Here is a 23887-nt window from a genome sequence, read left to right on the forward strand (position 1 = left end):
GACGTCAGCTCAGATGCCCGGAGATCTCCGGGACTGCCCGGACATCACAGAGACAGGACATGGACCACCACGAGCACCTGCTCGGCCTCAAGAGTGGTGTGGGGCACTTTTGCAAGCGGGTTGCTTGCAATTGTTAGCGGGGACGTGCAAGGTGGAGGTATGGCATCGCTCAACGTCGGCAACCTCGGTGAGTACCTGCGCGAGCAGCGGCGCAACGCGCAGCTGTCGCTGCGGCAGCTCGCCGATGCCGCCGGGGTGTCCAATCCGTATCTGAGTCAGATCGAGCGCGGGCTGCGCAAGCCGAGCGCGGAGGTGCTGCAGCAGGTCGCGAAGGCGCTGCGGATCTCCGCCGAGACGTTGTACGTGCGGGCCGGCATCCTCGATGCCGAGCGGGACCGGGACGACGTGGAGACGCGTGCCGTCATCCTCGCCGACCCCTCGCTCAACGAGCGTCAGAAGCAAGTGCTGCTCCAGATCTACGAGTCCTTCCGCAAGGAGAACGGGTTCGGGACCGGCAGACCCGACGACGAGGAGCCGGAGAGCCCTGGAGGCGGGGCGGGCACCGCCGACGGCGCCGCCGTCGGTGCCGACGGCGGCTCCATACGGGACGCCGGCTCCGCCTCGGACGCCGAACCCGCCGAGCGACGCCGTAGACGAACGTCCGGCGGCGGCGACACCGAACCGCGGCGGACGGCCGGCTGATCCCGCGGCCGACGTGGCCGATGCGGTTCGCCTGTGGGGCTCGGGCCCCGCGGCCCGGGCCGCTCGCCGGCCGTACCCGCGGCACACCACAAAACCCTCAAGCGACAGTGAACCGATCCGGGAGGACCGTCACCATGGCCATCACCGAGGACCTGCGCAAGACCCTCAGCAACCCCACGCCGCTGTACTTCGCGGCGGGTACCGCGGACCTGGCCCTGCAGCAGGCCAAGAAGGTGCCCGCCCTGGTGGAGCAGCTGCGTGCCGAGGCTCCCGCCCGCATCGACGCGGTGCGCAACACCGACCCCAAGGCCGTCCAGGAGCGGGCCGCCGCCCGCGCCAAGGAGGCCGGTGCCCGCGTCAAGGAGACGCAGGAGAGCTTCCAGAGCAAGGTCACCGAGTTCTTCAACTCCCTCGACTCCGACCTGAAGAAGTTCGGCACGAACATCGACTCCGACCTGAAGAAGCTCGGCGAGAGCGCCCAGGACCTCGCGCTGCGCGGTGTCGGCGTCGCCGCCGAGTACGCCGTGAAGGCCCGCGAGACCTACGAGAAGGTCGCCGAGCACGGTGAGCAGGCCGTGCGCACCTGGCGCGGTCAGGCCGCCGAGGGCATCGAGGACGTCGCCGAGAACGTCGAGGAGCTCGCCATCGCGGTCGAGCCCAAGGCCGAGCCGGCCGCGGCCGGGCCCGCCGTGGCCAAGCCGGTCGTGAAGCCCGTCGAGGTCAAGCCCGCCCAGCCCGGGCCGGCCGGGGCCGAGGCCGCTTCGGCGAAGAAGCCGGCGGCCAAGAAGGCGCCGGTCGCGAAGAAGACCGCGCCCGCGGCGAAGAAGACCACCCCGCCTGCCAAGTAGGCGGACGCGGAGAGTTCGAGGGCCGGGCACCCTTGGGGTGTCCGGCCCGTTCTACGGGTACGGTGGCCGCAAGGAGTCGGAAGAAACGGGCGGTGGACGGCATGCTGATGTTGGGCTTCGCGGGGTTCCTGGGGATCCTGAAGATCCTCCTCATGGCCCTCGCCGCGTTCGGGCTGTTCGACGCCGCCTTCCGGCGCGAGGACGCCTTCCGCGCGGCGGACAAGCAGAACAAGGTGTTCTGGCTGATCATCCTGGCCATCGCGCTCGCGGTGAGCTACCTGTTCTCGATCTTCTCCTTCCTCCCCGTCATCGGCGTCATCGCGAGCATCGTCTACATCGTGGACGTACGCCCCGCCCTCAAGCAGGTCTCCGGAGGCAACGGCGGCTGGCGACGTCGCGGCGGCAGCAGCAGCGACGGCCCGTACGGCCCGTACAACGGCGGCCGCTAGCCACCACCGGCAACGGCGGCCGCCGGCCACCTTCGGCAATGAAGGCGCCTGCCGCCACCGGCCGCCCGCGCGGCACACCGGCCGCACCGCGACCGGTCCCGCGCGGCGCGGCGTTACGGCTCCCGGTCCAGTAGGACGACGGCCACGTCGTCCGTCAGTTCGCCGCCGTTGAGGTCGCGGGCCTCGTTGACCGCTGCTCGCAGGAGGTCCTCGCCGCGCAGGCCCTCGGCGAGCTGGCGGCGGACCATCTCCAGCATGCCGTCCTGGCCGAGCCGCTCGCCGTCCCGGCCGCCGCGGCCCTCGATCAGGCCGTCGGTGTAGAGCATCAGGCTCCACTCGGCGCCCAGCTCCACCTGCATCCGGGGCCAGCGGGCGCCGGGCAGCAGGCCGAGGGCGGGGCCGTTGTTCTCGTACGGCAGGAGCTTGGCGGGCCGGCCCGGGGTGATGACCAGCGGCGAGGGGTGACCGGCCAGGCACAGGCCGGCGCGGCGCCCGTCCGGCGCGATGTCCACCGTGCACAGCGTCGCGAAGATCTCCTCGTCGGCGCGTTCGTGCTCCAGCACCTGCTGCAACGTGTTCAGCAGCTCGTCCCCGCACAGCCCCGCCAGCGTCAGCGCCCGCCAGGCGATGCGCAGCTCCACGCCGAGCGCCGCCTCGTCGGGCCCGTGCCCGCAGACGTCGCCGATCATGGCGTGCACGGTGCCGTCGGGCGTGCGCACGGCGTCGTAGAAGTCACCGCCGAGCAGCGCCCGGGAGCGGCCCGGGCGGTAGCGGGCGGCGAAGCGCAGCGAGGAGCCGTCCAGCAGCGGGGTCGGCAGCAGGCCGCGCTCCAGGCGGCGGTTCTCCTGCGCGCGCAGCTTGCCCTCGGCGAGCCGGCGCTCGGCCCCCTCGGAGCGCTTGCGTTCCACCGCGTAGCGGATCGCACGGCTCAGCAGCCGCCCGTCCAGCTCGTCGCGGAACAGGTAGTCCTGGGCGCCCACCCGCACCGCCTCGGCGCCGCGCTCGGCGTCGCCGGAGGCGGTGAGCGCGAGCACGGCGTGCCGAGGCGCGAGTTCGAGCACGTGCCGCAGCACGGCCAGCTCGTCGTCGGGGTCGGCGGACCGGCCGGGCGCCGGCAGCGCCAGGTCCAGCAGTATGCAGTGGACGTCGTCGGTGAGCAGCCGCGCGGCCTCGGTCAGATTGCGGGCCGTGCGGACGCGGATCGGCTTGCCGGACGAGTCGACCAGCGTGGGCACGATCGGCGAGCCGCCGGGATCGTCCTCGATCAGCAGCAGCGTGAGCTGGGCGCCGCCGGTGCCGTGACCGGCCTTGCGGTTGTCCTTGTCGACCGTGATGTCCTTCTGCGGAGGCTGAGGTGCCGGAGGGCCGCCGCCGGGGGGCGCGGTCTGCGCCTGGCCGCTCTCCGCGGCCGGGATCGCTCTCTGCCGCGGTACGGGCACGGGCATCGTCCTGAATTCCTTCCCTCCCCCCGAGGGCATGTGGCGGGCACGAGGGGTCCTCGGCCCACCGACGGGGACCATAGCGGTAGTCGGCGCCGCAGCGGAATGGTGTGAGGCGTCCCGCTCGGCCCGCGGCCACTGTCATATGCCGCGATACCTACCGGAGTTGGACAGGCCGCCGCCGGGAAGGGGATGACGAAGCTCACGCCGGCCCCGGGACCGCCTCCCGCCCCGGGTGCGCTCCATCACGTGGCCCACGTCACCGGGTGGGCCGCAGCGTCCGTCACCGGGTACGCCGTGGAAGGGGGCCGTCGCCCGGTACGTCACCGGGCGCGACCGCCCGCCCGCCGCCCTGTCTCAGCTCGCGTCCGGCCGTACGACCCCCAGGATCGGCATGGTCCCCGCCCCCGCCACCGTCACCGTGCGCCCCGGCCGAGGGGCGTGGATGATCGCGCCGTCCCCGACGTACATCGCCACGTGGCTGGCGTCGTCGAAGTAGATGATCAGGTCGCCGGGGCGCATGTCCTTGACGTCCACGTGCTTCAGCTGGCGCCACTGCTCCTGGGAGGTGCGCGGGATCGGGTGCCCGGCCGCGGCCCACGCCTGCGAGGTCAGCCCCGAGCAGTCGTACGAGCCCGGGCCCTCGGCGCCCCACACGTACGGCTTGCCGAGCTGCTCGGTGGCGAACTTCACCGCCTTGGCGCCCGCCTCGGACGCGCCGGCCTTGACGTCCTTGAGTATGCCGGTGTCCAGCCATTGGGTCTGGGCCCGGTCGGCGGCCTGCTGCTCCAGCTGGGCCAGCCGCTCCTGCTGCCGCTTCTCCAGTCTGGACTGGAGCTTCTCGGCCTCCTCGATCCGCTGCTCGATCCGCTTCTTGGCGGCCGCCTTCTCCTTGCGGTTCGCCTCCAGCTCGCGCCAGCGGTCGGCCGCGTCGTCGGCGTACTCCTTCAAGTCCCGCTGGATACGGGCCGTCTCCTCGATCAGCGCCTTGGTCGCCCGCTCGCCCTGGAGCACCCGGCCGGCCCCGTCGAGGAAGGTCTGCGGGTCGTCGCTGAGCATGAACTGCGCCTCGGGCGGCAGCCCGCCCGTACGGTACTGCTCGCGGGCGGCGGCGCCGGCGCGGTCCTTCAGCCCGTCGAGCTTCTGCTGCTCGGCGACGATCTTCCGGGCCAGGTCGACGATCTCGGCCGACTGCTTCTTCGCCTTCTCCTCGGCCGCGTTGTACGCGTCGGTGGCCACGGCCGCGTCGTGGTAGAGCTTGTCCAGCTTGGCGCCGACGGCCTCGAGGTCCTTGTCCGGCGCGAGCGTCACGGAGGGGGACGGGGCGGGCGAGGACGTGGGGGAGCCGGAGGGCGAGGGCGCCGGCCGCGCGCTCGCGAACGCCACACCCGGCGCGCCCAGCACGGTGACCGCACAGACCACTGCCACGGCCGCCGCCAGCGCACTGCTCCTGCCCCGCCGTCCCATACGCCGGACCCCCAACCCCTCAACCTGATTTACCGTCAGTAACTTACGGGCGTCTGGGGGATCGTGCCATGTTCCCGCCCAAAACAACAGAGGTCGGATTCCCACCCGGCGACTGCCGTTCCCGCATCTGTGACGAACGACTCACGGAGATCGTTCCCTCCAGCTCACAGGGGGTGGGGCGGCCTCACCGCGGACGTGCGGCGGCCCGGCCTCACCGCGGGCGGCGCGGCGCCAACGCCTCCCACGCCACCGTCACTTCACCCTGCCGCCACCGCCCCGGCCCGTCCGCCACCGGCCAGTCGGCGGCGAGATCGCGCACCGCGCGGATCCAGCGCTGGCGCGCGCCGTAGGAGGCGTAGGGCGCGGCGGCGGCCCAGGCGCGGTCGAAGTCGCGCAGGAAGGCGTGCACGGCCTCGCCGGGGACGTTGCGGTGGATCAGCGCCTTGGGCAGGCGTTCGGCGAGGTCGGAGGGGCGGTTCAGGGAGCCGAGCCGGGTGGCGAAGGTGACCGTGCGCGGACCCTCCGGACCGAGCGCCACCCACACGTGCCGCCGGCCGATCTCGTCGCAGGTGCCCTCCACCAGCAGACCCCCGCGCGAGTGCCCGTCCGCCGGGGCGAGCCGCGCGCACAGCCGCTCCCAGACGGCGGCGACCTCGGCCTCGTCGTACTGCCGCAGCACGTTCGCCGCGCGGATCAGCTGAGGGCGCCCCCGCACGGGGATCTCGAAACCGCCGTGCCGGAAGTCGAGGCCTTCGCGGGCGTAGGGCCGCGCGGCCGCGACCCGCGCGGGCTCGATCTCGACGCCGACCACGCGCGCGTGCGGGGCGGCGGTGCGCAGCCGGTGCAGCAGCTCGACCGCCGTCCAGGGGGCGGCGCCGTAGCCGAGGTCGACGGCCACCGGATCGGGGGCACGGCGCAGCTCGGCGCCGTGCACGGCCGCGATCCAGCGGTCCATGCGGCGCAGCCGGTTCGGGTTGGTCGTCCCGCGCGTGACCGTGCCCACGGGCCGGCTCGGCGGCCGGGTCGCTGCGCGGGATGTCATGGATACGAGGGTATGGGGGCACTCGGTGCCGTACGCACCCGCGTAACCAAGAACACGTGGCGCGCGCACCCACCGCGCGGAACGCCGGACCTGGTGCGCGCACCCACCGCGCGCAATCCCGGACCTGGCGCGCACACCACGCCCCCGACAGGCACACCACGCCCCCGACGGGCACACCACGCCCCTCGACGTGGCACGCCACGCCACCCGACGTCGAACGGTTGAGCGAGACTCGGCAATGATTGGGCAAAGAACCCGCCGACGGGAAGTGGCCCGCCCCTCGCGGCGTTGCCTCTTGAGGGGCACTCAGTGCCCTACGCCCGGCATGCCCGCAGCAAGGAGGAACGCCCCGTGAGCCAGTACGCCGGCAGGCTCGCGCGTCGCTCCCCGGCGGTACCGGCGCGGCTGCGGCTGCACCGCCGGCCCCGCCGCGTGGCGATGCTCTCCGTGCACACCTCGCCGCTGCACCAGCCCGGCACGGGCGACGCGGGCGGCATGAACGTCTACATCGTGGAGCTCGCCCAGCGGCTGGCGGCGCAGGGCGTGGAGGTGGAGATCTTCACCCGGGCCACCTCCGGCGGCCTGCCGCCCGCCGTCGAACTCGCCCCCGGCGTCCTCGTCCGGCACGTCGACGCCGGCCCCTACGAGGGCCTGGCCAAGGAGGACCTGCCTGCCCAGCTGTGTGCCTTCACGCACGGCGTGATGCAGGCGTGGGCCGGCCACCGCCCCGGCCACTACGACCTCGTGCACTCCCACTACTGGCTCTCCGGCCACGTCGGCTGGCTCGCCGCCCAGCGCTGGGGCGTTCCGCTGGTGCACGCCATGCACACCATGGCCAAGGTCAAGAACGCCAACCTGGCCGACGGCGACACCCCCGAGCCCGCGGCCCGGGTCATCGGCGAGACGCAGATCGTGGCGGCCGCCGACCGGCTGATCGCCAACACCGACGAGGAGGCCGACGAGCTCGTACGGCACTACGGCGCCGACCCCGGCAAGGTCGCCGTGGTCCACCCGGGCGTGAACCTCGGCCGCTTCCGCCCCTTCCCGGAGTCCCTCGGCGGGCCGTTCCCTCCCGTCGTTCCCCCCGGTGGCCCCTCCGGCGCCGACGGCCGCGCCCGCCTGCGTGTCGAGGACGTCATGGCCTCCCGCGCCGCCGCCCGTGCCCGCCTCGGCCTCCCGGCCAACGCCCTGATCCCCCTCTTCGCCGGCCGCATCCAGCCGCTCAAGGCCCCCGACGTGCTGCTGAGGGCCGTGGGAGTCCTCCTGGAGCGGCGGCCCGAGCTGCGCTCGCGGATCGTCGTGCCGGTGGTCGGCGGCCCGAGCGGCAGCGGCCTCGCCAAGCCGGAGGGGCTGCAGAAGCTGGCGGCCCGCCTGGGCATCGCCGACGTCGTACGGTTCCGGCCGCCGGTCGGGCAGGACCAGCTCGCCGACTGGTTCCGGGCCGCGTCGGTGCTGGTCATGCCCTCGTACAGCGAGTCCTTCGGACTGGTCGCCATAGAGGCGCAGGCGGCCGGGACCCCGGTGGTCGCGGCCGCGGTCGGCGGGCTGCCGGTGGCCGTGCGGGACGGCGAGACCGGGTTCCTGGTCCAGGGCCACGACCCGGCCGCGTACGCGCGCGTGCTGGACCGCTTCGCCGACGACCCGCTCCTGGCGGACCGGATGGGCGCCGCCGCCGCCCGCCACGCGCGGTGCTTCGGCTGGGACGCCTCGGCGGCGGCCACGGTCGAGGTCTACACGGCCGCGCTGCACGCCCACCGCCGTCGCGTACGCTCCCACCATGGGTGAGGACAGGAGCGGCGGGACGGAACAGCAGCGCGCGGCGCTGGTCGTCGAGGACGTCCTGAAGGACGCGGAACTGGAGTGGGAGAGCCCCGAGTCCGGCACCTACGTGGTCAAACTGCCCGGCACGCGGAAGCTGTCGACCACCCTGTCGATGATCGTCGGCCGCCACTCGCTGTCCCTGAACGCCTTCGTCATCCGCCACCCCGACGAGAACGAGCCCGGCGTCCACCGCTGGCTGCTGGAGCGCAACCTCAAGCTGTACGGCGTGAGTTACGCCGTCGACCAGCTCGGCGACATCTACGTCACCGGCCGGCTGCCGCTCGCCGCGATCACGCCGGACGAGGTCGACCGCCTCCTCGGGCAGGTGCTGGAGGCCGCCGACGGCAGCTTCAACACCCTGCTGGAACTCGGTTTCGCCTCCGCGATCCGCCGGGAGTACGCCTGGCGCGTGTCGCGCGGCGAGTCGACGCGGAACCTCGAGGCGTTCACGCACCTGACCCAGCGGCCCTCCTCGGCTCCGGACTGACCTTCCCCGGCTTGGGGCCGGCCGCCGATTGCCGGTCCCCCGCCGCCAACTCGCCCGGCCGCACTACCACTTCCCCGCCACGGGCCGTCATGGCATGCTCATCACCGACGCACACCTGAACAGCGTTCATGCACATGAATCGATGAAGAGGTGGTCGTACATGAGCGGCAGCACGGGCATCGGCAGACGGTCCCTGCTCGCGGGCGCCGTCACCGTGGCGGCGGTCGCGGTGACCGGCGGCAGGGCGACGGCCGAAGGCGCACCCGGGCAGGCCCGAGGCGAAGTGCCAGCCCTCTGGCGGGAGTTCGAGCGCACGCCCTTCACCCACCCCCAGATCCCCTACGTCGGCCGCGCGGGCTGCCGGGGCGGCGCCGCCCGCCTCCCGCGCCGCCCGGTCGTGGCCGACGTGACCCGCTACGGCGCCGTGCCCGACGGCACCACCGACTGCGCCCCCGCGATCAACCGTGCCATCGCGGCCGCCGGACGGGCCGGCGGCGGCACGGTCACCATCCCGCCCGGCACCTTCCGCATCGACGGCCTGATCCGCGTCGGCCACTCCCGCGTCGTCCTGCGCGGCGCCGGCAGCGGCCGTACGACGCTGTACGCCACCAAGAACCTCAGCGAACTGATCGGCGTCTACGGCTCCCGCTACGGCGGCGACAAGTCGGCCTGGTCCTGGGCCGGCGGCCTGATCTGGCTGGCCCCCGAGGCCCGCTGGAACTCCCTGGCCGCCGCCATCCGGGCCAGGGCCTGGCCCTTCGAGGGCTGGACCGGCAACAGGCGCGACGAGTGGACCACCCTCACCACGGTGGAACCGGCGCAGCGGGGCGCGTGGACCGTGCGGGTCGCCGACGCCTCCGCCCTGCGCCCCGGCCGCCTGGTCCTGCTCCGCCTCGCCGACGACGCCGGTCACACCCTGCTCCAGCACATGGCGGGCGGCGGCCCCGGCCCCGAGGCGTACGACTGGGACGACAAGACCAAGCTGACCTCGTACGTCCCCTACGAGTGGCCGGTGCGGATCACGCGCGTACGCGGCCGCGAGGTCACCCTCGAACGCCCCCTGCCGCTCGACGTACGCCCCGAGTGGGACCCCCGACTGACCACGCACGTCCAGGAGTTGACGGGTTCCGGTGTGGAGGGCCTGACCCTGGAGGCGGTCCGGACCCCGCAGTCGCCCCACCTGCTCGACAAGGGCTACAACGGCGTGGTCCTCCAGTGCGCCTACGACTGCTGGGCCGACGACGTGGTCGTCCGCGACGTCGACAACGGCTTCGGCCTGGTGGCCGCCTCCGCCTGCACCCTGCGCCGCACCCGGGTGGCCGGCCGGGGCTCCCACCACCCCTACTTCTGCCGCGAGGGCTCCCACGACAACCTGATCGAGGACTTCACCGTCGAGGAGCGCACCGTCCCGGCCCCGCCGGGCACCCAGCTGCACGGCATCAACGTCGAGGGCCTGTCCTCGTACAACGTCTGGTCGCGCGGCGAGATGCGGATGGGCACCTTCGACAGCCACCGCGGCCTGCCCTTCGCCGACGTGCGCACCGACATCACGGTGAACAACGACGGCCGCCACGGCGGCGACGCGAGCGCGGGACCGCTGTTCGGCGCCCGGTTCACCCACTGGAACATCCGCGTCACCAACGGTCGCGCGGGACTGACGCGGATCGACGGGCTGGCCCCGTACTCCGCCACCGTCGGCATCAACGAGGTCACCGAGTCCGGCCAGACCGACGTACCCGACTTCACCGGCGATCTGCACTCCCGCCTGGAGCTGTACGGCACGACCGGCGTCGTGCGGCCGCGCAACCTCCACGCGGCTCAGCGCGCGCTCAGCCGGTAGCGCCCCGGCGTCACCCCGACCAGCCGCTTGAAGTGCCGGGTCAGATGGGCCTGGTCGTAGAACCCGGTCGCCGGGGCCACCTCACCCGGCGGCAGCCCCTCCAGCAGCAGCCGGCGGGCGCGCCCGACCCGGCGGGACATCAGGTACTGGTGTGGGGCGATGCCGTAGGCGGTGCTGAACGCCCGTACCAGATGGGCGGGATGAGCGCCGAGGAGCGCCGCCGCCTCCTCCAGCGCGAGCCCGTGCGCGACCCGCTCGTCGAGCAACTCCCGCAGACGGCGGGCGAGACGGGGATCCCGGCGCGGTGCGCGCCCGCCGCCCGGCAAGCGGTGCCGCAGATGCTCCTCCAGCCGCTCCGCGATCAGGGTCAGCCTGCTCTCCGCCTCCAGCCCGTCACCGGGGTGCGCGAGCGCGGTGTGCAGCTGCCCCACCCGCCGCCGCAGCACCGGGTCGCGCAGATCGGGCCCGTCCACGGCGGCCCCGATGAGCTCGTCGCCCAGGCGGGTCGCGTCGAGGTAGACGACGCGCTTGCGGAAGCCTTCCGGGGTGGCGGCGGACCCGTTGTGCGGGACGTGCGGCGGCAGCAGGGACACGGTGTCGTGCGGGGTGCCGTGCTCGTGCCGGTCCAGGTCGTACCGCACGGCGCCGTCGTCCACGATCAGCAGCGTCCACGCCTCGTGGACGTGCATGGGATAGGCGTACTCGGTGAAGTGGGCGTGGAAGACCTCCACGACGCCCGGGACGCCCGGCCGCCAGGCGGCGACGTCCCGCCCGGGGCGCTCGGCGCGCTCTGGCTGCTCGGCGCCCTCTGGCTGCTCGGCGCGCCCGGGCTGCTGCCGGGGGGCCCGCTGCTGTCCGGCCACGCAAAGAACGTACAAGACGGCGCCGTACGGCGTCGGCGAGTCTCATCTCCATGAACGAGCAGTCCAGCCCGCAGAACGGGCGGCCCGACGCGCCCCCCGTCCGGTTCGACACCAAGATCGCCGTGCTGCTGCGCGGGGACCTGGAGCCCTGGCAGCGTCTGAACGTCACCGCGTTCCTGGTCAGCGGCCTCGGCACGGTCGTCCCCGAGGTGATCGGGGAGCCGTACGAGGACGCCGACGCGGTGCCGTACCTGCCGATGTTCCGCCAGCCGGTACTGGTCTTCGAGGGCACGAAGGAGACGCTGACCGCGGCCCACGCCCGCACCCTGTCCCGCGCCCTGCCGCGCGCGGTCTTCACCTCCGACCTCTTCGCCACAGGCAACGACCACGACAACCGCGCGGCCGTCCGCTCCGTCCGCACCGCGGAACTGGACCTGGTCGGCCTCGCGGTGCACGGCCCGAGGAACGCGGTGGACAAGGTGCTGAAGGGGGCGCGGATGCATCCCTGAGCGAGCGCGGGACCGCGCCGCGCCCCTTCCGGGTCAGGCGGCCGTGGCCTCGCGCCGGGCGCTCGCCGGGGCCCCGGCGCCGGCGTCCGCCGGCTCCGCCTTCGGCATACGCCGCATCAGTACCGCGTAACCGAAGCCGGCCACCGTGCCGACGACCGCGCAGGACCCCCACAGCCACTCCGCGCCCAGCCGGTCGATGACGGCGCCGGACATCAGCGGGGCGACCAGCGCGGCCACCGACCAGGACAGCGTGTAGACGCCCTGGTAGCGCCCGCGCCCGTGCACGGGGGAGAGCCGTACGACGAGCCCGGTCTGGGTCGGCGCGTTGACCATCTCGCCTAGGGTCCAGACGCAGACCGTGAGGGCGAAGACGCCGACCGACCCGGCGAAGGCGGTGAGCCCGAAGCCGTACCCGGCCAGGAGCGAGGAGACGACCAGCAGCCGCCGGGGATCGCGGTGCTCGATGAGACGGGTGACCGGGATCTGGAGGGCGACGATCAGGATGCCGTTGACCGCGATGGCCATGCCGTAGTCGGCGGGCGTGAACCCGGCCCGGCCCATGGCCACCGGCAGACCGACCGCGCCCTGCTGGAAGACGACGGCGACGAGGAAGGACAGCCCGACCACGGCCATGAACCGCCGGTCGCGCAGCACGGTCGCGAGCCGCACGGAGCCGTGCGCGCCCGGGTCGGCGCCGTGCGCGCCCTCCGGCGCGGCGGGCCTGGACTCGGGCAGCTTCAGGAAGACGACGATCGCGCAGGCCATGGTCATGCCGGCCTCGATGAGGAACCCGGCGAGGTAACTGAACTCGGCGATGAAACCGGCGGCCATGGAGGAGACGGCGAAGCCGAGGTTGATCGCCCAGTAGTTGAGCGAGTAGGCGCGGACCCGGTCCTCGGGCCGCACGATGTCGGCGATCATCGCCTGCACGGCGGGCCGGGAGGCGTTGGAGGCCATGCCGACGAGGAAGGCGACCGCGGCGATGGCGACGGGCTCGTGCACGAAGCCGAGCGCGGCGACCGCGAGGGCCGTCGATGCCTGCGCGACCAGCAGGGTCGGCCGGCGTCCGAGCCGGTCGGCCATGACGCCCCCGCCGAGCGACGACACGACCCCGCCGAGCCCGTGCAGGGAGGCGACCAGACCGGCGTAGGAGGCGGAGTACCCGCGGTCGAGGGTGAGGTACAGCGCCATGAAGGTGGCGACGAAGGCGCCGAGGCGGTTGACGAGGGTGCTGGTCCACAGCCACCAGAACTCACGGGGTAGCCCCGAGACGGTCTCGCGCGCGGCACGTCTGAGACTGGCGACGGACATGGAGGGCCCCCGGGTACGAGCGGTGAATGTAAGCGGCCGAAGCGGCGAGCACAACTTACGGGGGCGGCCCGGCGCCGGGCCACTCAATTAACAGAACCCGTCAACTGTCGGCTGACCCGGAGGGCTCCTTCCCCTCCTGTCCGCCTGGCGGGCGGCCGGGGCGCGGCCCGCAGGGCGTGGATTAGGCTCGGAGGCATGGCCGACGCACCGTACAAGCTGATCCTCCTCCGCCACGGCGAGAGCGAGTGGAACGCGAAGAACCTGTTCACCGGCTGGGTGGACGTCAACCTCAACGACAAGGGCGAGAAGGAGGCAGTCCGCGGCGGTGAGCTGCTGAAGGACGCCGGCCTGCTGCCCGACGTGGTCCACACGTCCGTGCAGAAGCGCGCGATCCGCACCGCGCAGCTCGCCCTGGAGGCGGCCGACCGCCACTGGATCCCGGTCCACCGCTCCTGGCGCCTCAACGAGCGCCACTACGGCGCGCTCCAGGGCAAGGACAAGGCGCAGACGCTGGAGGAGTTCGGCGAGGAGCAGTTCATGCTCTGGCGCCGCTCCTACGACACCCCGCCGCCCCCGCTGGCCCGCGACGCGGAGTACTCCCAGTTCTCCGACCCGCGCTACGCGACGCTCCCGCCGGAGCTGCGCCCGCAGACGGAGTGCCTGAAGGACGTCGTGGCCCGCATGCTCCCGTACTGGTTCGACGCCATCGTCCCCGACCTCCTGACCGGCCGCACGGTCCTGATCGCCGCCCACGGCAACAGCCTCCGCGCCCTGGTCAAGCACCTCGACCAGATCTCGGACGCCGACATCGCCGGCCTCAACATCCCCACCGGCATCCCCCTGTCCTACGAACTGGACGCCGACTTCCACCCGGTGACCCCCGGCGGCACCTACCTCGACCCGGACGCGGCAGCAGCAGCCATCGAGGCGGTCAAGAACCAGGGCAAGAAGAAGTAACCGCCCGCGAATAAGCCCCCTGCCTGCGGGTTCTCCGCTGGGAGGGGGCTTTTCTGCCTCTGGGCCGTAAGGTGCCCGACGGCTCCGGCCGGGCCGTGTCCGAGACGGCGGCCACGGCCGGTCCGCTGGAGCCGGACGCCGACGCGGCAGTGCTCCCAGCGCAGCCGGTCGTCGCAGGGCCTCGCCTCGGAAAGCCGCGATGAAACACCAGGCGGCTCTGCCTGGTGTTCCGAGGGCGGTCGCGTCTGCGGTTTTCCCGGCTCGCTGTGCAATGCGGCACCGGAACCCCCTCTTCACTGTGCAACCAGGCACCCCGCACAATGCGTTGACGGGCCTAGGTTGGCGTTCGACGCAAACCGCGTCCCTGCTCACCAGCGTCACCTGCGATGTCTTGACCGCGACACGCAGCGTCTGGAGGCGGGCGGGTGAGGTCGTGTGGGAGGCGGAAGTTCACCAGGCCGACTCGGGCAGCCTGGTCTGCCCCATCCTGCACGGCCGGCCCAGTTCACCACGTATGGGGGAGCACATGCGAATACGATCAGTGAGACTCAGGATCAGAAGGTCCGTCCTGGCGGGGGCGCTGGCCCTGATGTCCACGACCGGCCTGGCCGCCGCGAACGCGCCGGCGGCGCACGCCGCATCCTGCGGTTCGGACCGCGTCCTGGCGAGCAAGCCGACGGACCTCTACGGGTACAACGGCGGCGTCATCTCCAACAAGCACCTCGGCAAGCTGTACATCGGGTACATCCCGAGCTGCCGGATGGAGTACGCGGAGGTGCACTGGGACCAGAACGTCGACCTGTCCATGATCGGCGACAACTACATCTGGCTGCAGGACGCCCACGGCCACCAGGCGGGGAAGGCGGACATCGGAAGCCTGGGCCAGTACGGGGCGTACGGGTCCTCGAACCTGGTGCCCATCGACAGCTTCGGCTACGGCTACAGCCAGCCGAGGCTGCACATCGGGCTCACCTTCAGCGACGGCAGGATCCCCACCTGCCGCCCGACCGACTACTACGGCAACGGCCACAGCTTCGCCACCGGCGCCAACGAGGCCAGCCACAACTGGCAGGTGTGCGGCATATGAAGCGCAAGAAGCTCAGGACCGCGGTGGCGGCGGGTGTCATGACCGTGGGCTCCCTGGCCGGCACGCTCGCCCTGTCGGGGACGGCGCAGGCCGCGACCTACCAGCGCAACGTCCAGCTGCAGGACCTCCAGGACCAGGGCCTGGACTGCCTGGACAGCAACTACAACGGGTCGCTGTACATCCTGCCCTGCAACGGCGGCAGCTACCAGCGCTGGAACGTCACGTCCTACGCCCCGGACGTGAACAACTACTACAGCAGGGTGCAGATCCAGAACGTCCAGACCGGCCGTTGTCTGCGGGTCCAGTTCTTCGCCGGGAACGGCTACGAGGCCAAGACCGACAGCTGCGACGCGGGCAACTACCGGGACCAGTGGAACATGACCTGGGTCGGCAACACCCCGGGCAACCCTTCCAACAGCTTCCAGTTCCTCAACTGGCAGCCGTCCGGCCCGCTGTCGGGCCGCACCGAGTTCAACTTCTGCCTGGACCGGGGACAGGCAGGCCACGCGAACAACATGGTCTTCGACATCGGCCAGTTCAAGAAGACCTGTGACAACCACTCCAACAAGTGGCAGATCTGGAGCATGGTCCACTAGGCAGCCACCGCTGCCGGACGGCCGGCCGGTCGTCTCCGGTGCTCCTCTGCTGTGCCGCGGGCCCCTGCCGACTCGGCAGGGACCCGCCCGCGCTGCCGGAGCGGACCGCTCGGGCCGGTGTTCCGGGGACGCATATTCTTTGTCGGCCCGTACAGCCGTCGGGCGGTTGACGAAGAGGTTGATCATGCAGCGGCGAAGAGCAGTCGGCAGGTGGACGGGTGTGGCCTGGGTGCTGGCACCGCTCGGGTTGACCCTCCTGGTGGGGACCATCGTGTACACCCTCGCGAACTACCGGATGGCCACGGTCATGGGCGGCTCCATGAGCCCCACGTACCGCCAGGGCGATCGGCTGTTCATCGAGCGGATCGACGCGAGCGAGATACGCCGGGGCGACGTACTGCTCATCGACGCACCGGAACACACTCGGCTGGGACCGCTGCTGCGTCGGGTCATCGGAGTGGGCGGCGATCACGTGGCGGGTGAGGGCAACCGCGTCTCGGTGAACGGCAGGCCGGTCGACGAGCCGTACGTGACGGACGGCGCGGACAACCTGACGGTCAGGCCGTATGAGGTGACGGTGCCGGAGGGACGCTTGTTCCTGCTGGGTGACCACCGGGACAACGCCAACGACTCGCGTTTCCACCTCGGCGAGCGGTCGGGCAGTGTCGCGGCCTCCGGGGTGCGGGGACGAGTGGTGGAGGGCCGGACCGTGGCGGCGGTGCCGGCGACGCTCGGGGGCCTCGGGATCGTGCTGGTCCTTGCCGGTCTCGCAAGCTACGCCGTCGGACGACGTGCCCGGCGCTCGTTCCCGCCGGCGGAGCCTTGGCCTGTGGCCTGAGCGGGAACGAGGGTGGGGCTTGCCTGGAGCACGTCGTTTCCGGGCTGTCACCTTTTCAGGCCGGCCCCGCCCCGGCCGGCTCCCGCCCCGGCCGGGCCGGCCTGCCCCCGGGTCAGGTGTTCGGGTACACCAGTGTGTCCTCGGTGCCGAGGCGCGTCGCGCTCGTGTCGGCGTACAGCGTGGTCTCGCCGTCGGACCAGCGGACGATGAGGTCGTCGCCGAGCTGGTTGGTGGTGTAGTTGCCCGCCGTCATGACCTGGGCGTGGGTCCAGGTGGTGCCGGGGGCGGCAAGACGGGTCCTGGTGCCGAGGCCCGCCGGGGAGGTGGCCGCGTAGGAGTCCAGTTCGCCGTCCGAACGGCGTACGAGGAGGTCCCAGTTGGTGTGGTGGCTGAAGTTGCCGCTGGTCACCAGGGTGGCGTTCTTCCAGGTGGAGCCGGGATCCTGGAGGCGGTGCCTGGTGCCGAAGGTGCCGGCGCCCACGCCGGTGTGGAGGGTGAGTTCGCCGGAGGCCCAGCGGACGACGAGGTCGGTGACGTACTTGCCGTTGTGGAACTGCCCGGCGGTCATCTGCACGGCGTTCTTCCAGTCGGAGCCGGCGGGCGCCATCTGGATCTCCTTGCCGAGGCCGGCGGGGCTGACGTCGGGGTAGAGGCTGACCTTGCCGCTGGACCAGCGCACCATCAGGTCGTAGCGGTCGCCGCCGGCGAAGTCGCCGCCGGTGATGGTGACGGCCTGCCCCCAGGCGGTGTTGGCCGCGCGCAGCTGGACTTCCTTCTGGAAGCCGCCCTTGCCGTCGCCGGGGTAGAGGCTGACCTCGCCGTCCGACCAGATGACGATCATGTCGCCGTACTTGTCGCCGGTGTACTCGCCGGAGGCCAGCAGCTTGGCGTGCTGCCAAGTCCCCGCTCCGCCGGGCAGTTTGGCCTGGATGCCCTGGTACGGGGGCAGGTTGCCCGGCGGGTCCTGGCCGGCGACGGCGTCGGCCAGGAGGTTGGCGGCGTCGGTGCCGAACGCGGGGGCGTAGCTGATGTAGTCGACGTTGGCGTCGTTGCCGCCGCCGTTGTAGCCGCCGAGGTTTCCGATGACGTGGCCGGTGACCGCGTCGTCCTGGTAGTCGGTGATCCAGGGGCTGCCGGAGGTGCCGCCGTAGTAGCCGCCGCAGGTCATGGACATCTGGCGGTAGCCGGGGAGTTGGGTGGTCGGCACCGTGCACTTGACGGCCTGCCCGGCGTCGTTGCCGTACTTGCTCGCCGGGTAACCCACCACGGTCACGTTCTTGTTGACGTAGCCGGCCGGCTGCGTGAAGGTCAGGCCGCCGCCGACGGCGTCCTGGAGCTGCTGCCCGCGCTGGTTGGCCGAAACCCGCGCGAAGGCCGTGTCCAGGTCGGACCAGGGCTTCTTGGTGGTCGAGGAGCCCTGGTCGGGCACGTAGCGCGGGTCGATGTAGACGTGCTGGATGTGGAAGATGCCGTAGGGCTGCTGGTCGGGACCGGCGCCCTTGAGGAACTTCGGTACGAAGATGTAGTCGGCCTTGATGCCCAGCCCGCAGTGGGCGGCGGTGAGGACGATGTTCCTGGCCGGGGTGTCGATGACGCTGCCGGTGCAGGTCCAGTCGGTGCCGTTCGGGCCGCCGGAGCCGAAGAACGTGCCGACGAGCCGGGTTCCGCCGAACAGCGTGCCCTTGGTCACGCCCGCCACGGCGCGCGAGCCCGAACCGGCGGTGTCCGCGGCGTTCTTGGCGTCGTCCAGCGGCCGCGCGGCGGCCATCCGCCCCGCGGTCCAGTACTCGGCGGCCTGCCGTGCCTCCCGCCCCGAGCCCGTGCCCGTGCCCTTGCCCGAGCCCGTGCCCTTGCCCGAGCCCGAACCAGCACGCGGCGCGGGCGACGCGGCGGACGGGGACGGCCCGGGGGACGGGGGCCCGGCCCACGCGGCCTGCCCGGAACCCCCGAGCACGGCCGCGCACGCGGCTGCTACGACCAGCAGACGTCTGTGACGCGAGAACAATTCCACTCCACTGACGGGGCACACCTTGACGGCGATACACCCGAACGGCGACAGGACACGCGATCTTCGCACGAACACCCGAAGGGGGCCAGCGAGTTGAGGCGCGTCGCGATGTGATCACCGACATGGCCCCACACCGGCCACCTGTTTCCGGCCAACGCCAGAGCCCCCTCCCCGTGCCGGTGGCGCGGGGAGGGGGCTCCTGGCTGCGTCGTGTTCGAGGCCGGGCCGGGGAGGGTCAGTCGTGGTGGCCGCCGCCGTGACGGCGGCTGTCGCGGTCGTCGCGGTGGTCGTCGTGGCGGCGGTTGTCCCGGTCGGTGCGGCGGTCGTCGGAGCGGTGGCCGTGGCGCTCGCCGCCCCAGGAGACCGAGTCGACGACGCGGCCGTCGTCGTTGCGCAGGGTGGCGGTGTCGCGCCGGTCCCAGACGACGTGGTGGCGGTCCTGGAACAGGTCGCGGCGGCTGTCACGGCCGACCCCGGTGTGGACGCGGACGGTGGCCCGGCGGTCCAGCCGGTAGTGGTGGAAGGTGTAGGTGCGGCCTTCCCGGTCGGACAGCGTCCAGCCGTCCATGTTCACGGAGTGGCGGGTGGTGTTGGTGAGCTCCACCCACTGGCTGTTGAGGGAACGGTTGGAGCGGTCGTCCCGGCCCGGGGTGTCGTACTGCACGTGGGTGATCTCCACCTGCGGGCGGTACGGACGCGCGTGGTCGGCCGCGGACGCCGGCAGCGCCACCGTGCCGACCAGGGTGCCGGCCGTGAGGACGGCCGCGGCGAGACGGCGGGTGGTGACGGAAGCGGAAACGGACACAGTGCCCCCTGCATGGAGTGCGAAGTGCGAGTGCGGCCGGTCGGCCGCGCAGGGACACCTTGGCCCCGGGTCCCACCGCCGGTGGTCGCAATCCGGGCTGTGTTACAGGTCGTCCATATATCTGTGACTCTTGAGTGCAATATCCATTTATCCGGTGTATGTGCGGGGTTGACGCCCGGTGTGGGCGTGAAGGCTTTGTTTACGGGCTTTGCGGAGGCTTTCGCCGGTTTGCGCCACCCCAGACGTGTGGTCCGCGTCACTCGAAAGTGGGTAACGGCCGGGGCGCGCACGTGCCGTGCCCGCGCATGTCGAAGGGCCCCGGCGTGCGCCGGGGCCCTTCGCGGTGAAGAGGTTACGGAGTCAGCCGCACTGGCAGGGGCCGCCCGACTGGCACCCGCAGCCGCAGCCCGAGCCGCAGCCGCAGGCGCCGAAGAGCGGAAGGCTCTTGATCTCGGCGGGCTGCTCGGTCTCGCGCTCCTGCGTGGGGTCGGGCGTGGTGCTGGGGGAATCGGTCATGGGTTTCTCCTCGAGGCCGGTGCCTTTGCCCATTCCATGCCCGCTTCCCTGGGCGCATCAACGGCGCACAGTGGCTCGCGCGCGCCCTGGCGTCCGGTCCCCGCGCCTGTTTCCCGCGCCGGTTCAGGCGCCCTCCACTCCGGTCACGGGCTGGATGTCCTGCTGGAGCTCGTCCGCGTGCTCGCCCGTCACCAGGTACACCACCCGCTTGGCCACCGCGACCGCGTGGTCGGCGTAGCGCTCGTAGTAGCGGCCGAGCAGGGTGACGTCGACGGCCGTCTCGATGCCGTGCTTCCAGCGGTCGTCGATCAGGTGCTGGAACAGGGTGCGGTGCAGCAGGTCCATCTCGTCGTCGTCCTGCTCCAGCTGGAGCGCCAGGTCGACGTCCTTGGTCACGATGACCTCGGCCGCCTTGGCCATCAGGCGCTGCGCGAGCTGGCCCATCTCCAGGATGGTGGCGTGCAGGTCGTAGGGGACCGCGCGCTCGGGGAAGCGCAGCCGGGCGAGCTTGGCCACGTGCTGGGCGAGGTCGCCCGAGCGCTCCAGGTCGGCGGACATCCGCAGGGACGTCACGACGATCCTCAGGTCCGTCGCCACCGGCTGCTGCCGGGCCAGCAGGGCTATGGCCCGGGCCTCCAGGTCGTGCTGGAGTTCGTCGACCCTCTTGTCGGCCTCGATCACGTTCTCGGCCAGCTTCAGATCCGAGTCGAGGATGGCGGTCGTGGCGCGCCCGATCGCCGACCCGACCAGCCGGGCCATCTCCACCAGACCGTCGCCGATCGAGTCCAGTTCCTCGTGGTACGCGTCCCGCATCAGGTTCCCTCTCGTGCGTATCCGGTAGGGGTGTCAACCCCACGCTCCCACGGTCGGGTCCCTACGCGTCCGTTTCCGTCACCCCAAATGAACCATCACTGGCTCCAAGGTGAACTCTGGGCGACGAGTGTTCGAGCTCGCACCCGGACGGCTGTGGGCACGTCCCGTCCCATGCCTAACCTGGACGCATGGACGTGAACGCGGCGGTCGCCGCAGCGGCAGCGATCGCCGGGGTGCTCACCGGTGTCATCGCCGTTCTGGCGTTCCGCTTCAGCGAACGGGAGCTCAAGCGCCCGACCCGTACGTCCCTGCACACCGACCCGGTGCTGCCGCCCGGCGTGGACACCGTCCTGTCGGTGCTCCGCTCCTCCGCCGTGGTCCTCGACGAGGCCGACGGCGTGGTCAAGGCCAGCTCGGCGGCGTACGCCCTCGGGCTGGTCCGGGGCGGCAAGCTCGCGGTGGAGCCGATGCTCCAGATGGCCCGGGACACCCGCAGGGACGGGGAGATACGGCAGGTCGAGCTGGACCTGCCCCGGCGCGGTACCGGACGGGGCGAGGCCCTGGCCGTCTCCGCGCGGGTCGCCCCGCTCGGGTCGCGCCTCGTGCTGCTGCTTGTCGAGGACCTGACCGAGGCGCGCCGGATCGAGGCCGTACGGCGCGACTTCGTCGCCAATGTGAGCCACGAGCTGAAGACACCGGTGGGCGCGCTCTCCCTGCTCTCCGAGGCCGTCATGGACGCCTCGGACGACCCCGAGGCCGTGCAGCGCTTCGCCGGGCGGATGCAGATCGAGGCGACCCGGCTCACCAGCCTCGTGCAGGAGCTCATCGACCTCTCCCGCGTGCAGAACGACGACCCCCTCGAGGACGCCGAGCCCGTACGCGTGGACGAACTCGTCGCCGAGGCCATCGACCGCTGCCGCCACCAGGCCGGCACCAAGCAGATCACGATGGCCACCGGAGGCACCGCCGACCTGCACGTGTGGGGCAACCGCGGCCAGCTCGCCGCCGCCCTCGGCAACCTCGTGGAGAACGCCGTCAACTACTCCCCGGCCCGCACCCGCGTCGGCATCGCCGCCCGCAGTGTCACCGCGCCCGGCGGGGACCTCATCGAGATCGCCGTCACCGACCAGGGCATCGGCATCTCCGACAAGGACAAGGAACGCATCTTCGAGCGCTTCTACCGCGTCGACCCGGCCCGCTCACGTGCCACGGGTGGCACGGGCCTGGGCCTGGCCATCGTGAAGCACGTGGTCGCCTCGCACGGCGGGGAGATCACGGTCTGGAGCGCCGAGGGACAGGGCTCCACCTTCACCCTGCGCCTGCCGGAGGCGGCCGCGGCCCGCGAGGCCCGCGACCGCGCCCGGCAGCACCCCGGTCTCGACGACGAGAACGGGCATCCCCCCACAGACTCATCCCCGTACGAACCGCTTCCCGCCCCGGAGGTCCTTCCGTGACCCGTGTGCTCGTCGTCGAGGACGAGGAGTCCTTCTCCGACGCCCTGTCGTACATGCTCCGCAAGGAGGGCTTCGAGGTCGCCGTCGCGGCCACCGGGCCCGACGGACTCGACGAGTTCGAGCGCAACGGCGCCGACCTCGTCCTCCTCGACCTGATGCTGCCGGGCCTGCCCGGCACGGAGGTGTGCCGTCAGCTGCGCGGCCGCTCCAACGTCCCCGTGATCATGGTGACGGCCAAGGACAGCGAGATCGACAAGGTCGTCGGCCTGGAGATAGGGGCCGACGACTACGTCACCAAGCCCTTCTCCTCCCGCGAGCTGGTCGCCCGTATCCGGGCGGTACTGCGCCGGCGCGGCGAGCCGGAGGAGGTCACCCCGGCCGCCCTGGAGGCCGGGCCGGTCCGCATGGACGTCGACCGGCACGTCGTCACCGTCTCCGGCTCCAAGGTCGACCTTCCGCTCAAGGAGTTCGACCTGCTGGAGATGCTGCTGCGCAACGCGGGCCGCGTGCTGACCCGTATGCAGCTCATCGACCGCGTGTGGGGCGCCGACTACGTGGGCGACACCAAGACGCTGGACGTCCACGTCAAGCGCCTGCGCGCCAAGATCGAGCCGGACCCGGGGGCGCCGCGCTTCCTGGTGACCGTGCGGGGACTGGGCTACAAGTTCGAGCCGTAGGCCGAACAGCCGGGCAGCCGAACAGCCGGGCAGCCGCGCGACCGCGCAGGCGGAAAGCGGCCGTGAGCGGCCGTGCGCGGCGGTGAGCAGGGGAAAGCAGTGGGGCGGCATCCTCCTACCGGAGGGTGCCGCCCCACTGTTCGTTTCCGGTCCGGGCCCGGGTCAGTGGCCGGCCGCCGACTGGGAGGCCGAGTCGCTCGGGGTCACGGTGGTGCCGGCGTGCGAGCCGGCCGCCGAGGGCGAGCCGGACGGAGCCTTGGACGGCGAGTGCGACTTCGCCGGCTTGCCGGCGCCCGCGGACTGCGAGGCGGACGGCTTGGCCGTGCCGGTGGCGCCCGGGGCGGCCGGGACGTTGCTCGGGCCCCACTTGTCGAAGTAGCTCTTGGCCGGGACGACGAAGGCGCGCAGGCTCACGTCACCGGCCTTGCTGAAGGTGAAGGTGATCTGCTGCGCGTTGCCGTTCTGCACGGCCGTGGCCGGGCCCGGCAGCACGGCGGCGGCGTTGCCCTTGCCGCCGATGACGACGGAGCCGCCGGCCGGGACGGTCAGCTTGCCCTTGCCGCCCGCGGGCGAGAGCTGGGCGGTGCCGTCGCCCTGGACGCTGATGGAGTCCAGGGTCTGGTCGGTGGTGCCGCTGTTGAAGACGGTCGCGGAGATGACGGCCGGGCCCTTGGACTGCGGGTCGGGCTGGGTGATCACCGTGGCGCCCTGCACCTTGATGTCGCCTACGGTGGCGGCCGCGTTGTCCGGCTTGACCTGGAGCGTCTGGGCGTTGTTGCCGGCACCGCACGCGGCGAGCGAGGCGATCGAGAACGCGATGGCGGCGGCGGCGAGGGCGCCGCGTCGAAGGCTGCTGCTCACGGCGGCGGCAACTCCTTGAACGTGGGCGGAGCAGGCGGCTCCTTGTAAAGCCGCCCTAAGTGACTGTCAGCGGCCATAGGTTACCGAGCCGTTCCCGGGGCCTCGCACCCGACCCGCCCCTCAGCGCCTCTTCTGCCTCCCGAGGCACCCGTACACCGCCTTCGGCGGGGCCGTCACCGCGCTCGCAATGCGCTCTCGTCGGCCCATTGGACCCGGGCCATTGGCCGCGTGTCCGTCCGCCATTCACATAAGAAGGCGGCAACGGCCCGGCGAGAAGGCGAGAACGCCCTTGTGCCCGCGGCGGCGGTTGCGCGGATTTCCGGCGCGGGAATGCGCGGGCGCCCGGGAATTGATCACGGACCGGCATGCCGGCGCGTTGTCCGGTCGCCGTGATCAATTCCGGATTCGGCTCGGACGTGACGCATCCGCATCGAACGGAGTAGCGGAAGGCGCGCGCTTGGAGACGGACATATCGGGACGTTCCGCCGTTTGGATGG

General features: G+C 72.1%; 23 protein-coding genes. 13 read left to right on the plus strand and 10 right to left on the minus strand.

The window, feature by feature from the left end:
- Positions 1–159: 159 nt before the first annotated feature.
- From IE217_RS19265 to IE217_RS19275, 3 genes are all read left to right on the plus strand, one after another.
- Positions 160–702 (plus strand): helix-turn-helix domain-containing protein, encoded by a 543-nt coding sequence (locus IE217_RS19265; protein WP_190179140.1) that lies wholly within the window; start codon positions 160–162, stop codon positions 700–702.
- 134 nt (positions 703–836) lie between these two features.
- The gene (locus tag IE217_RS19270) at positions 837–1550 is read left to right on the plus strand and encodes a hypothetical protein (RefSeq protein ID WP_190179141.1); all 714 of its coding nucleotides are present in this window, start codon (positions 837–839) and stop codon (positions 1548–1550) included.
- 101 nt (positions 1551–1651) lie between these two features.
- Positions 1652–1999 carry a DUF2516 family protein gene (locus tag IE217_RS19275; RefSeq protein ID WP_190179368.1) on the plus strand — a complete coding sequence of 116 codons (348 nt, stop codon included), beginning with the start codon at positions 1652–1654 and terminating at the stop codon, positions 1997–1999.
- 113 nt (positions 2000–2112) lie between these two features.
- Here the strand turns inward: IE217_RS19275 and IE217_RS19280 are convergent, their stop codons facing one another.
- From IE217_RS19280 to IE217_RS19290, 3 genes are all read right to left on the minus strand, one after another.
- On the minus strand, positions 2113–3444 hold the full coding sequence (locus IE217_RS19280) for a PP2C family protein-serine/threonine phosphatase (protein ID WP_190179142.1): 1332 nt from the start codon (positions 3442–3444) through the stop codon (positions 2113–2115).
- 351 nt (positions 3445–3795) lie between these two features.
- Positions 3796–4905: a C40 family peptidase gene (locus tag IE217_RS19285; RefSeq protein WP_190179143.1), complete on the minus strand. Its 1110-nt coding sequence runs from the start codon at positions 4903–4905 to the stop codon at positions 3796–3798.
- A 211-nt stretch (positions 4906–5116) separates the two neighbouring features.
- A complete protein-coding gene (locus tag IE217_RS19290) occupies positions 5117–5947 on the minus strand; it encodes a class I SAM-dependent methyltransferase (protein WP_190179144.1) in 831 nt (276 codons plus the stop codon).
- A gap of 351 nt (positions 5948–6298) precedes the next feature.
- On the opposite strand from IE217_RS19290, the gene IE217_RS19295 reads away from it, so the two are divergent.
- From IE217_RS19295 to IE217_RS19305, 3 genes are all read left to right on the plus strand, one after another.
- A complete protein-coding gene (locus IE217_RS19295; RefSeq protein WP_190179145.1) occupies positions 6299–7732 on the plus strand; it encodes a glycosyltransferase in 1434 nt (477 codons plus the stop codon).
- Positions 7725–8255 carry a type III secretion system chaperone family protein gene (locus IE217_RS19300; protein WP_190179146.1) on the plus strand — a complete coding sequence of 177 codons (531 nt, stop codon included), beginning with the start codon at positions 7725–7727 and terminating at the stop codon, positions 8253–8255. Before IE217_RS19295 ends, IE217_RS19300 begins: the two co-directional genes overlap by 8 nt.
- A 160-nt stretch (positions 8256–8415) precedes the next feature.
- Positions 8416–10095 (plus strand): glycosyl hydrolase family 28-related protein, encoded by a 1680-nt coding sequence (locus IE217_RS19305; protein WP_190179147.1) that lies wholly within the window; start codon positions 8416–8418, stop codon positions 10093–10095.
- Here IE217_RS19305 and IE217_RS19310 read toward each other — a convergent pair.
- A complete protein-coding gene (locus IE217_RS19310; RefSeq protein WP_229865434.1) occupies positions 10074–10826 on the minus strand; it encodes an AraC family transcriptional regulator in 753 nt (250 codons plus the stop codon). The two genes, IE217_RS19305 and IE217_RS19310, sit on opposite strands and share 22 nt — an antisense overlap.
- Before the next feature lie 182 nt (positions 10827–11008).
- Between IE217_RS19310 and IE217_RS19315 the strand changes: the two genes are divergently transcribed.
- Complete coding sequence (locus tag IE217_RS19315; protein ID WP_190179149.1) at positions 11009–11467, plus strand: DUF2000 domain-containing protein; 459 nt, start codon at positions 11009–11011, stop codon at positions 11465–11467.
- 33 nt (positions 11468–11500) lie between these two features.
- Here the strand turns inward: IE217_RS19315 and IE217_RS19320 are convergent, their stop codons facing one another.
- On the minus strand, positions 11501–12778 hold the full coding sequence (locus tag IE217_RS19320) for an MDR family MFS transporter (protein ID WP_190179150.1): 1278 nt from the start codon (positions 12776–12778) through the stop codon (positions 11501–11503).
- Positions 12779–12973: 195 nt separating this feature from the next.
- Here IE217_RS19320 and IE217_RS19325 point away from each other — a divergent pair, with 195 nt between their 5' ends.
- The 4 genes from IE217_RS19325 (at position 12974) to lepB (ending at position 16256) form a co-directional block, all read left to right on the plus strand.
- Complete coding sequence (locus tag IE217_RS19325; protein WP_190179151.1) at positions 12974–13735, plus strand: phosphoglyceromutase; 762 nt, start codon at positions 12974–12976, stop codon at positions 13733–13735.
- 541 nt (positions 13736–14276) lie between these two features.
- Positions 14277–14822, plus strand: coding sequence for a hypothetical protein (locus tag IE217_RS19330; protein WP_190179152.1), 546 nt, complete (start codon positions 14277–14279; stop codon positions 14820–14822).
- Entirely contained in the window at positions 14819–15418 is a 600-nt protein-coding gene (locus IE217_RS19335; protein ID WP_190179153.1) for an RICIN domain-containing protein, read from the plus strand. The genes IE217_RS19330 and IE217_RS19335 overlap by 4 nt, the downstream gene beginning before the upstream one ends.
- 220 nt (positions 15419–15638) lie before the next feature.
- A complete protein-coding gene (gene lepB, locus IE217_RS19340; RefSeq protein ID WP_229865410.1) occupies positions 15639–16256 on the plus strand; it encodes a signal peptidase I in 618 nt (205 codons plus the stop codon).
- 112 nt (positions 16257–16368) lie between these two features.
- Here lepB and IE217_RS19345 read toward each other — a convergent pair whose 3' ends face one another.
- From IE217_RS19345 to phoU, 4 genes are all read right to left on the minus strand, one after another.
- Positions 16369–18261, minus strand: coding sequence for a trypsin-like serine peptidase (locus IE217_RS19345; protein ID WP_229865411.1), 1893 nt, complete (start codon positions 18259–18261; stop codon positions 16369–16371).
- A 238-nt stretch (positions 18262–18499) separates the two neighbouring features.
- Positions 18500–19069 carry a lamin tail domain-containing protein gene (locus IE217_RS19350; protein WP_190179155.1) on the minus strand — a complete coding sequence of 190 codons (570 nt, stop codon included), beginning with the start codon at positions 19067–19069 and terminating at the stop codon, positions 18500–18502.
- A 360-nt stretch (positions 19070–19429) separates the two neighbouring features.
- On the minus strand, positions 19430–19585 hold the full coding sequence (locus IE217_RS19355) for a hypothetical protein (protein ID WP_189705823.1): 156 nt from the start codon (positions 19583–19585) through the stop codon (positions 19430–19432).
- 123 nt (positions 19586–19708) lie between these two features.
- Positions 19709–20398, minus strand: coding sequence for a phosphate signaling complex protein PhoU (phoU, locus tag IE217_RS19360; RefSeq protein ID WP_190179156.1), 690 nt, complete (start codon positions 20396–20398; stop codon positions 19709–19711).
- 188 nt (positions 20399–20586) lie between these two features.
- Between phoU and phoR the strand changes: the two genes are divergently transcribed.
- Together phoR and phoP are read left to right on the plus strand one after the other, a co-directional pair.
- Complete coding sequence (gene phoR, locus IE217_RS19365; protein ID WP_190179157.1) at positions 20587–21852, plus strand: two-component system sensor histidine kinase PhoR; 1266 nt, start codon at positions 20587–20589, stop codon at positions 21850–21852.
- A 5-nt stretch (positions 21853–21857) separates the two neighbouring features.
- Positions 21858–22529: a two-component system response regulator PhoP gene (gene phoP, locus IE217_RS19370; RefSeq protein ID WP_465201975.1), complete on the plus strand. Its 672-nt coding sequence runs from the start codon at positions 21858–21860 to the stop codon at positions 22527–22529.
- A gap of 162 nt (positions 22530–22691) precedes the next feature.
- On the opposite strand, the gene IE217_RS19375 is transcribed toward phoP, so the two are convergent.
- The gene (locus tag IE217_RS19375) at positions 22692–23390 is read right to left on the minus strand and encodes a copper chaperone PCu(A)C domain-containing protein (RefSeq protein ID WP_190179158.1); all 699 of its coding nucleotides are present in this window, start codon (positions 23388–23390) and stop codon (positions 22692–22694) included.
- Positions 23391–23887 lie beyond the last annotated feature (497 nt).

Source organism: Streptomyces naganishii JCM 4654 (assembly GCF_014650575.1).
Lineage (GTDB): Bacteria > Actinomycetota > Actinomycetes > Streptomycetales > Streptomycetaceae > Streptomyces > Streptomyces naganishii.

Coding starts and splice junctions, on each gene's coding strand:
- IE217_RS19265 (WP_190179140.1), top strand. CDS start 160: ATGGCATCGCTCAACGTCGGCAACCTCGGTGAGTACCTGCGCGAGCAG.
- IE217_RS19270 (WP_190179141.1), top strand. CDS start 837: ATGGCCATCACCGAGGACCTGCGCAAGACCCTCAGCAACCCCACGCCG.
- IE217_RS19275 (WP_190179368.1), top strand. CDS start 1,652: ATGCTGATGTTGGGCTTCGCGGGGTTCCTGGGGATCCTGAAGATCCTC.
- IE217_RS19280 (WP_190179142.1), bottom strand. CDS start 3,444: ATGCCCGTGCCCGTACCGCGGCAGAGAGCGATCCCGGCCGCGGAGAGC.
- IE217_RS19285 (WP_190179143.1), bottom strand. CDS start 4,905: ATGGGACGGCGGGGCAGGAGCAGTGCGCTGGCGGCGGCCGTGGCAGTG.
- IE217_RS19290 (WP_190179144.1), bottom strand. CDS start 5,947: ATGACATCCCGCGCAGCGACCCGGCCGCCGAGCCGGCCCGTGGGCACG.
- IE217_RS19300 (WP_190179146.1), top strand. CDS start 7,725: ATGGGTGAGGACAGGAGCGGCGGGACGGAACAGCAGCGCGCGGCGCTG.
- IE217_RS19305 (WP_190179147.1), top strand. CDS start 8,416: ATGAGCGGCAGCACGGGCATCGGCAGACGGTCCCTGCTCGCGGGCGCC.
- IE217_RS19315 (WP_190179149.1), top strand. CDS start 11,009: ATGAACGAGCAGTCCAGCCCGCAGAACGGGCGGCCCGACGCGCCCCCC.
- IE217_RS19320 (WP_190179150.1), bottom strand. CDS start 12,778: ATGTCCGTCGCCAGTCTCAGACGTGCCGCGCGCGAGACCGTCTCGGGG.
- IE217_RS19325 (WP_190179151.1), top strand. CDS start 12,974: ATGGCCGACGCACCGTACAAGCTGATCCTCCTCCGCCACGGCGAGAGC.
- IE217_RS19335 (WP_190179153.1), top strand. CDS start 14,819: ATGAAGCGCAAGAAGCTCAGGACCGCGGTGGCGGCGGGTGTCATGACC.
- IE217_RS19355 (WP_189705823.1), bottom strand. CDS start 19,585: ATGACCGATTCCCCCAGCACCACGCCCGACCCCACGCAGGAGCGCGAG.
- phoU (WP_190179156.1), bottom strand. CDS start 20,398: ATGCGGGACGCGTACCACGAGGAACTGGACTCGATCGGCGACGGTCTG.
- phoR (WP_190179157.1), top strand. CDS start 20,587: ATGGACGTGAACGCGGCGGTCGCCGCAGCGGCAGCGATCGCCGGGGTG.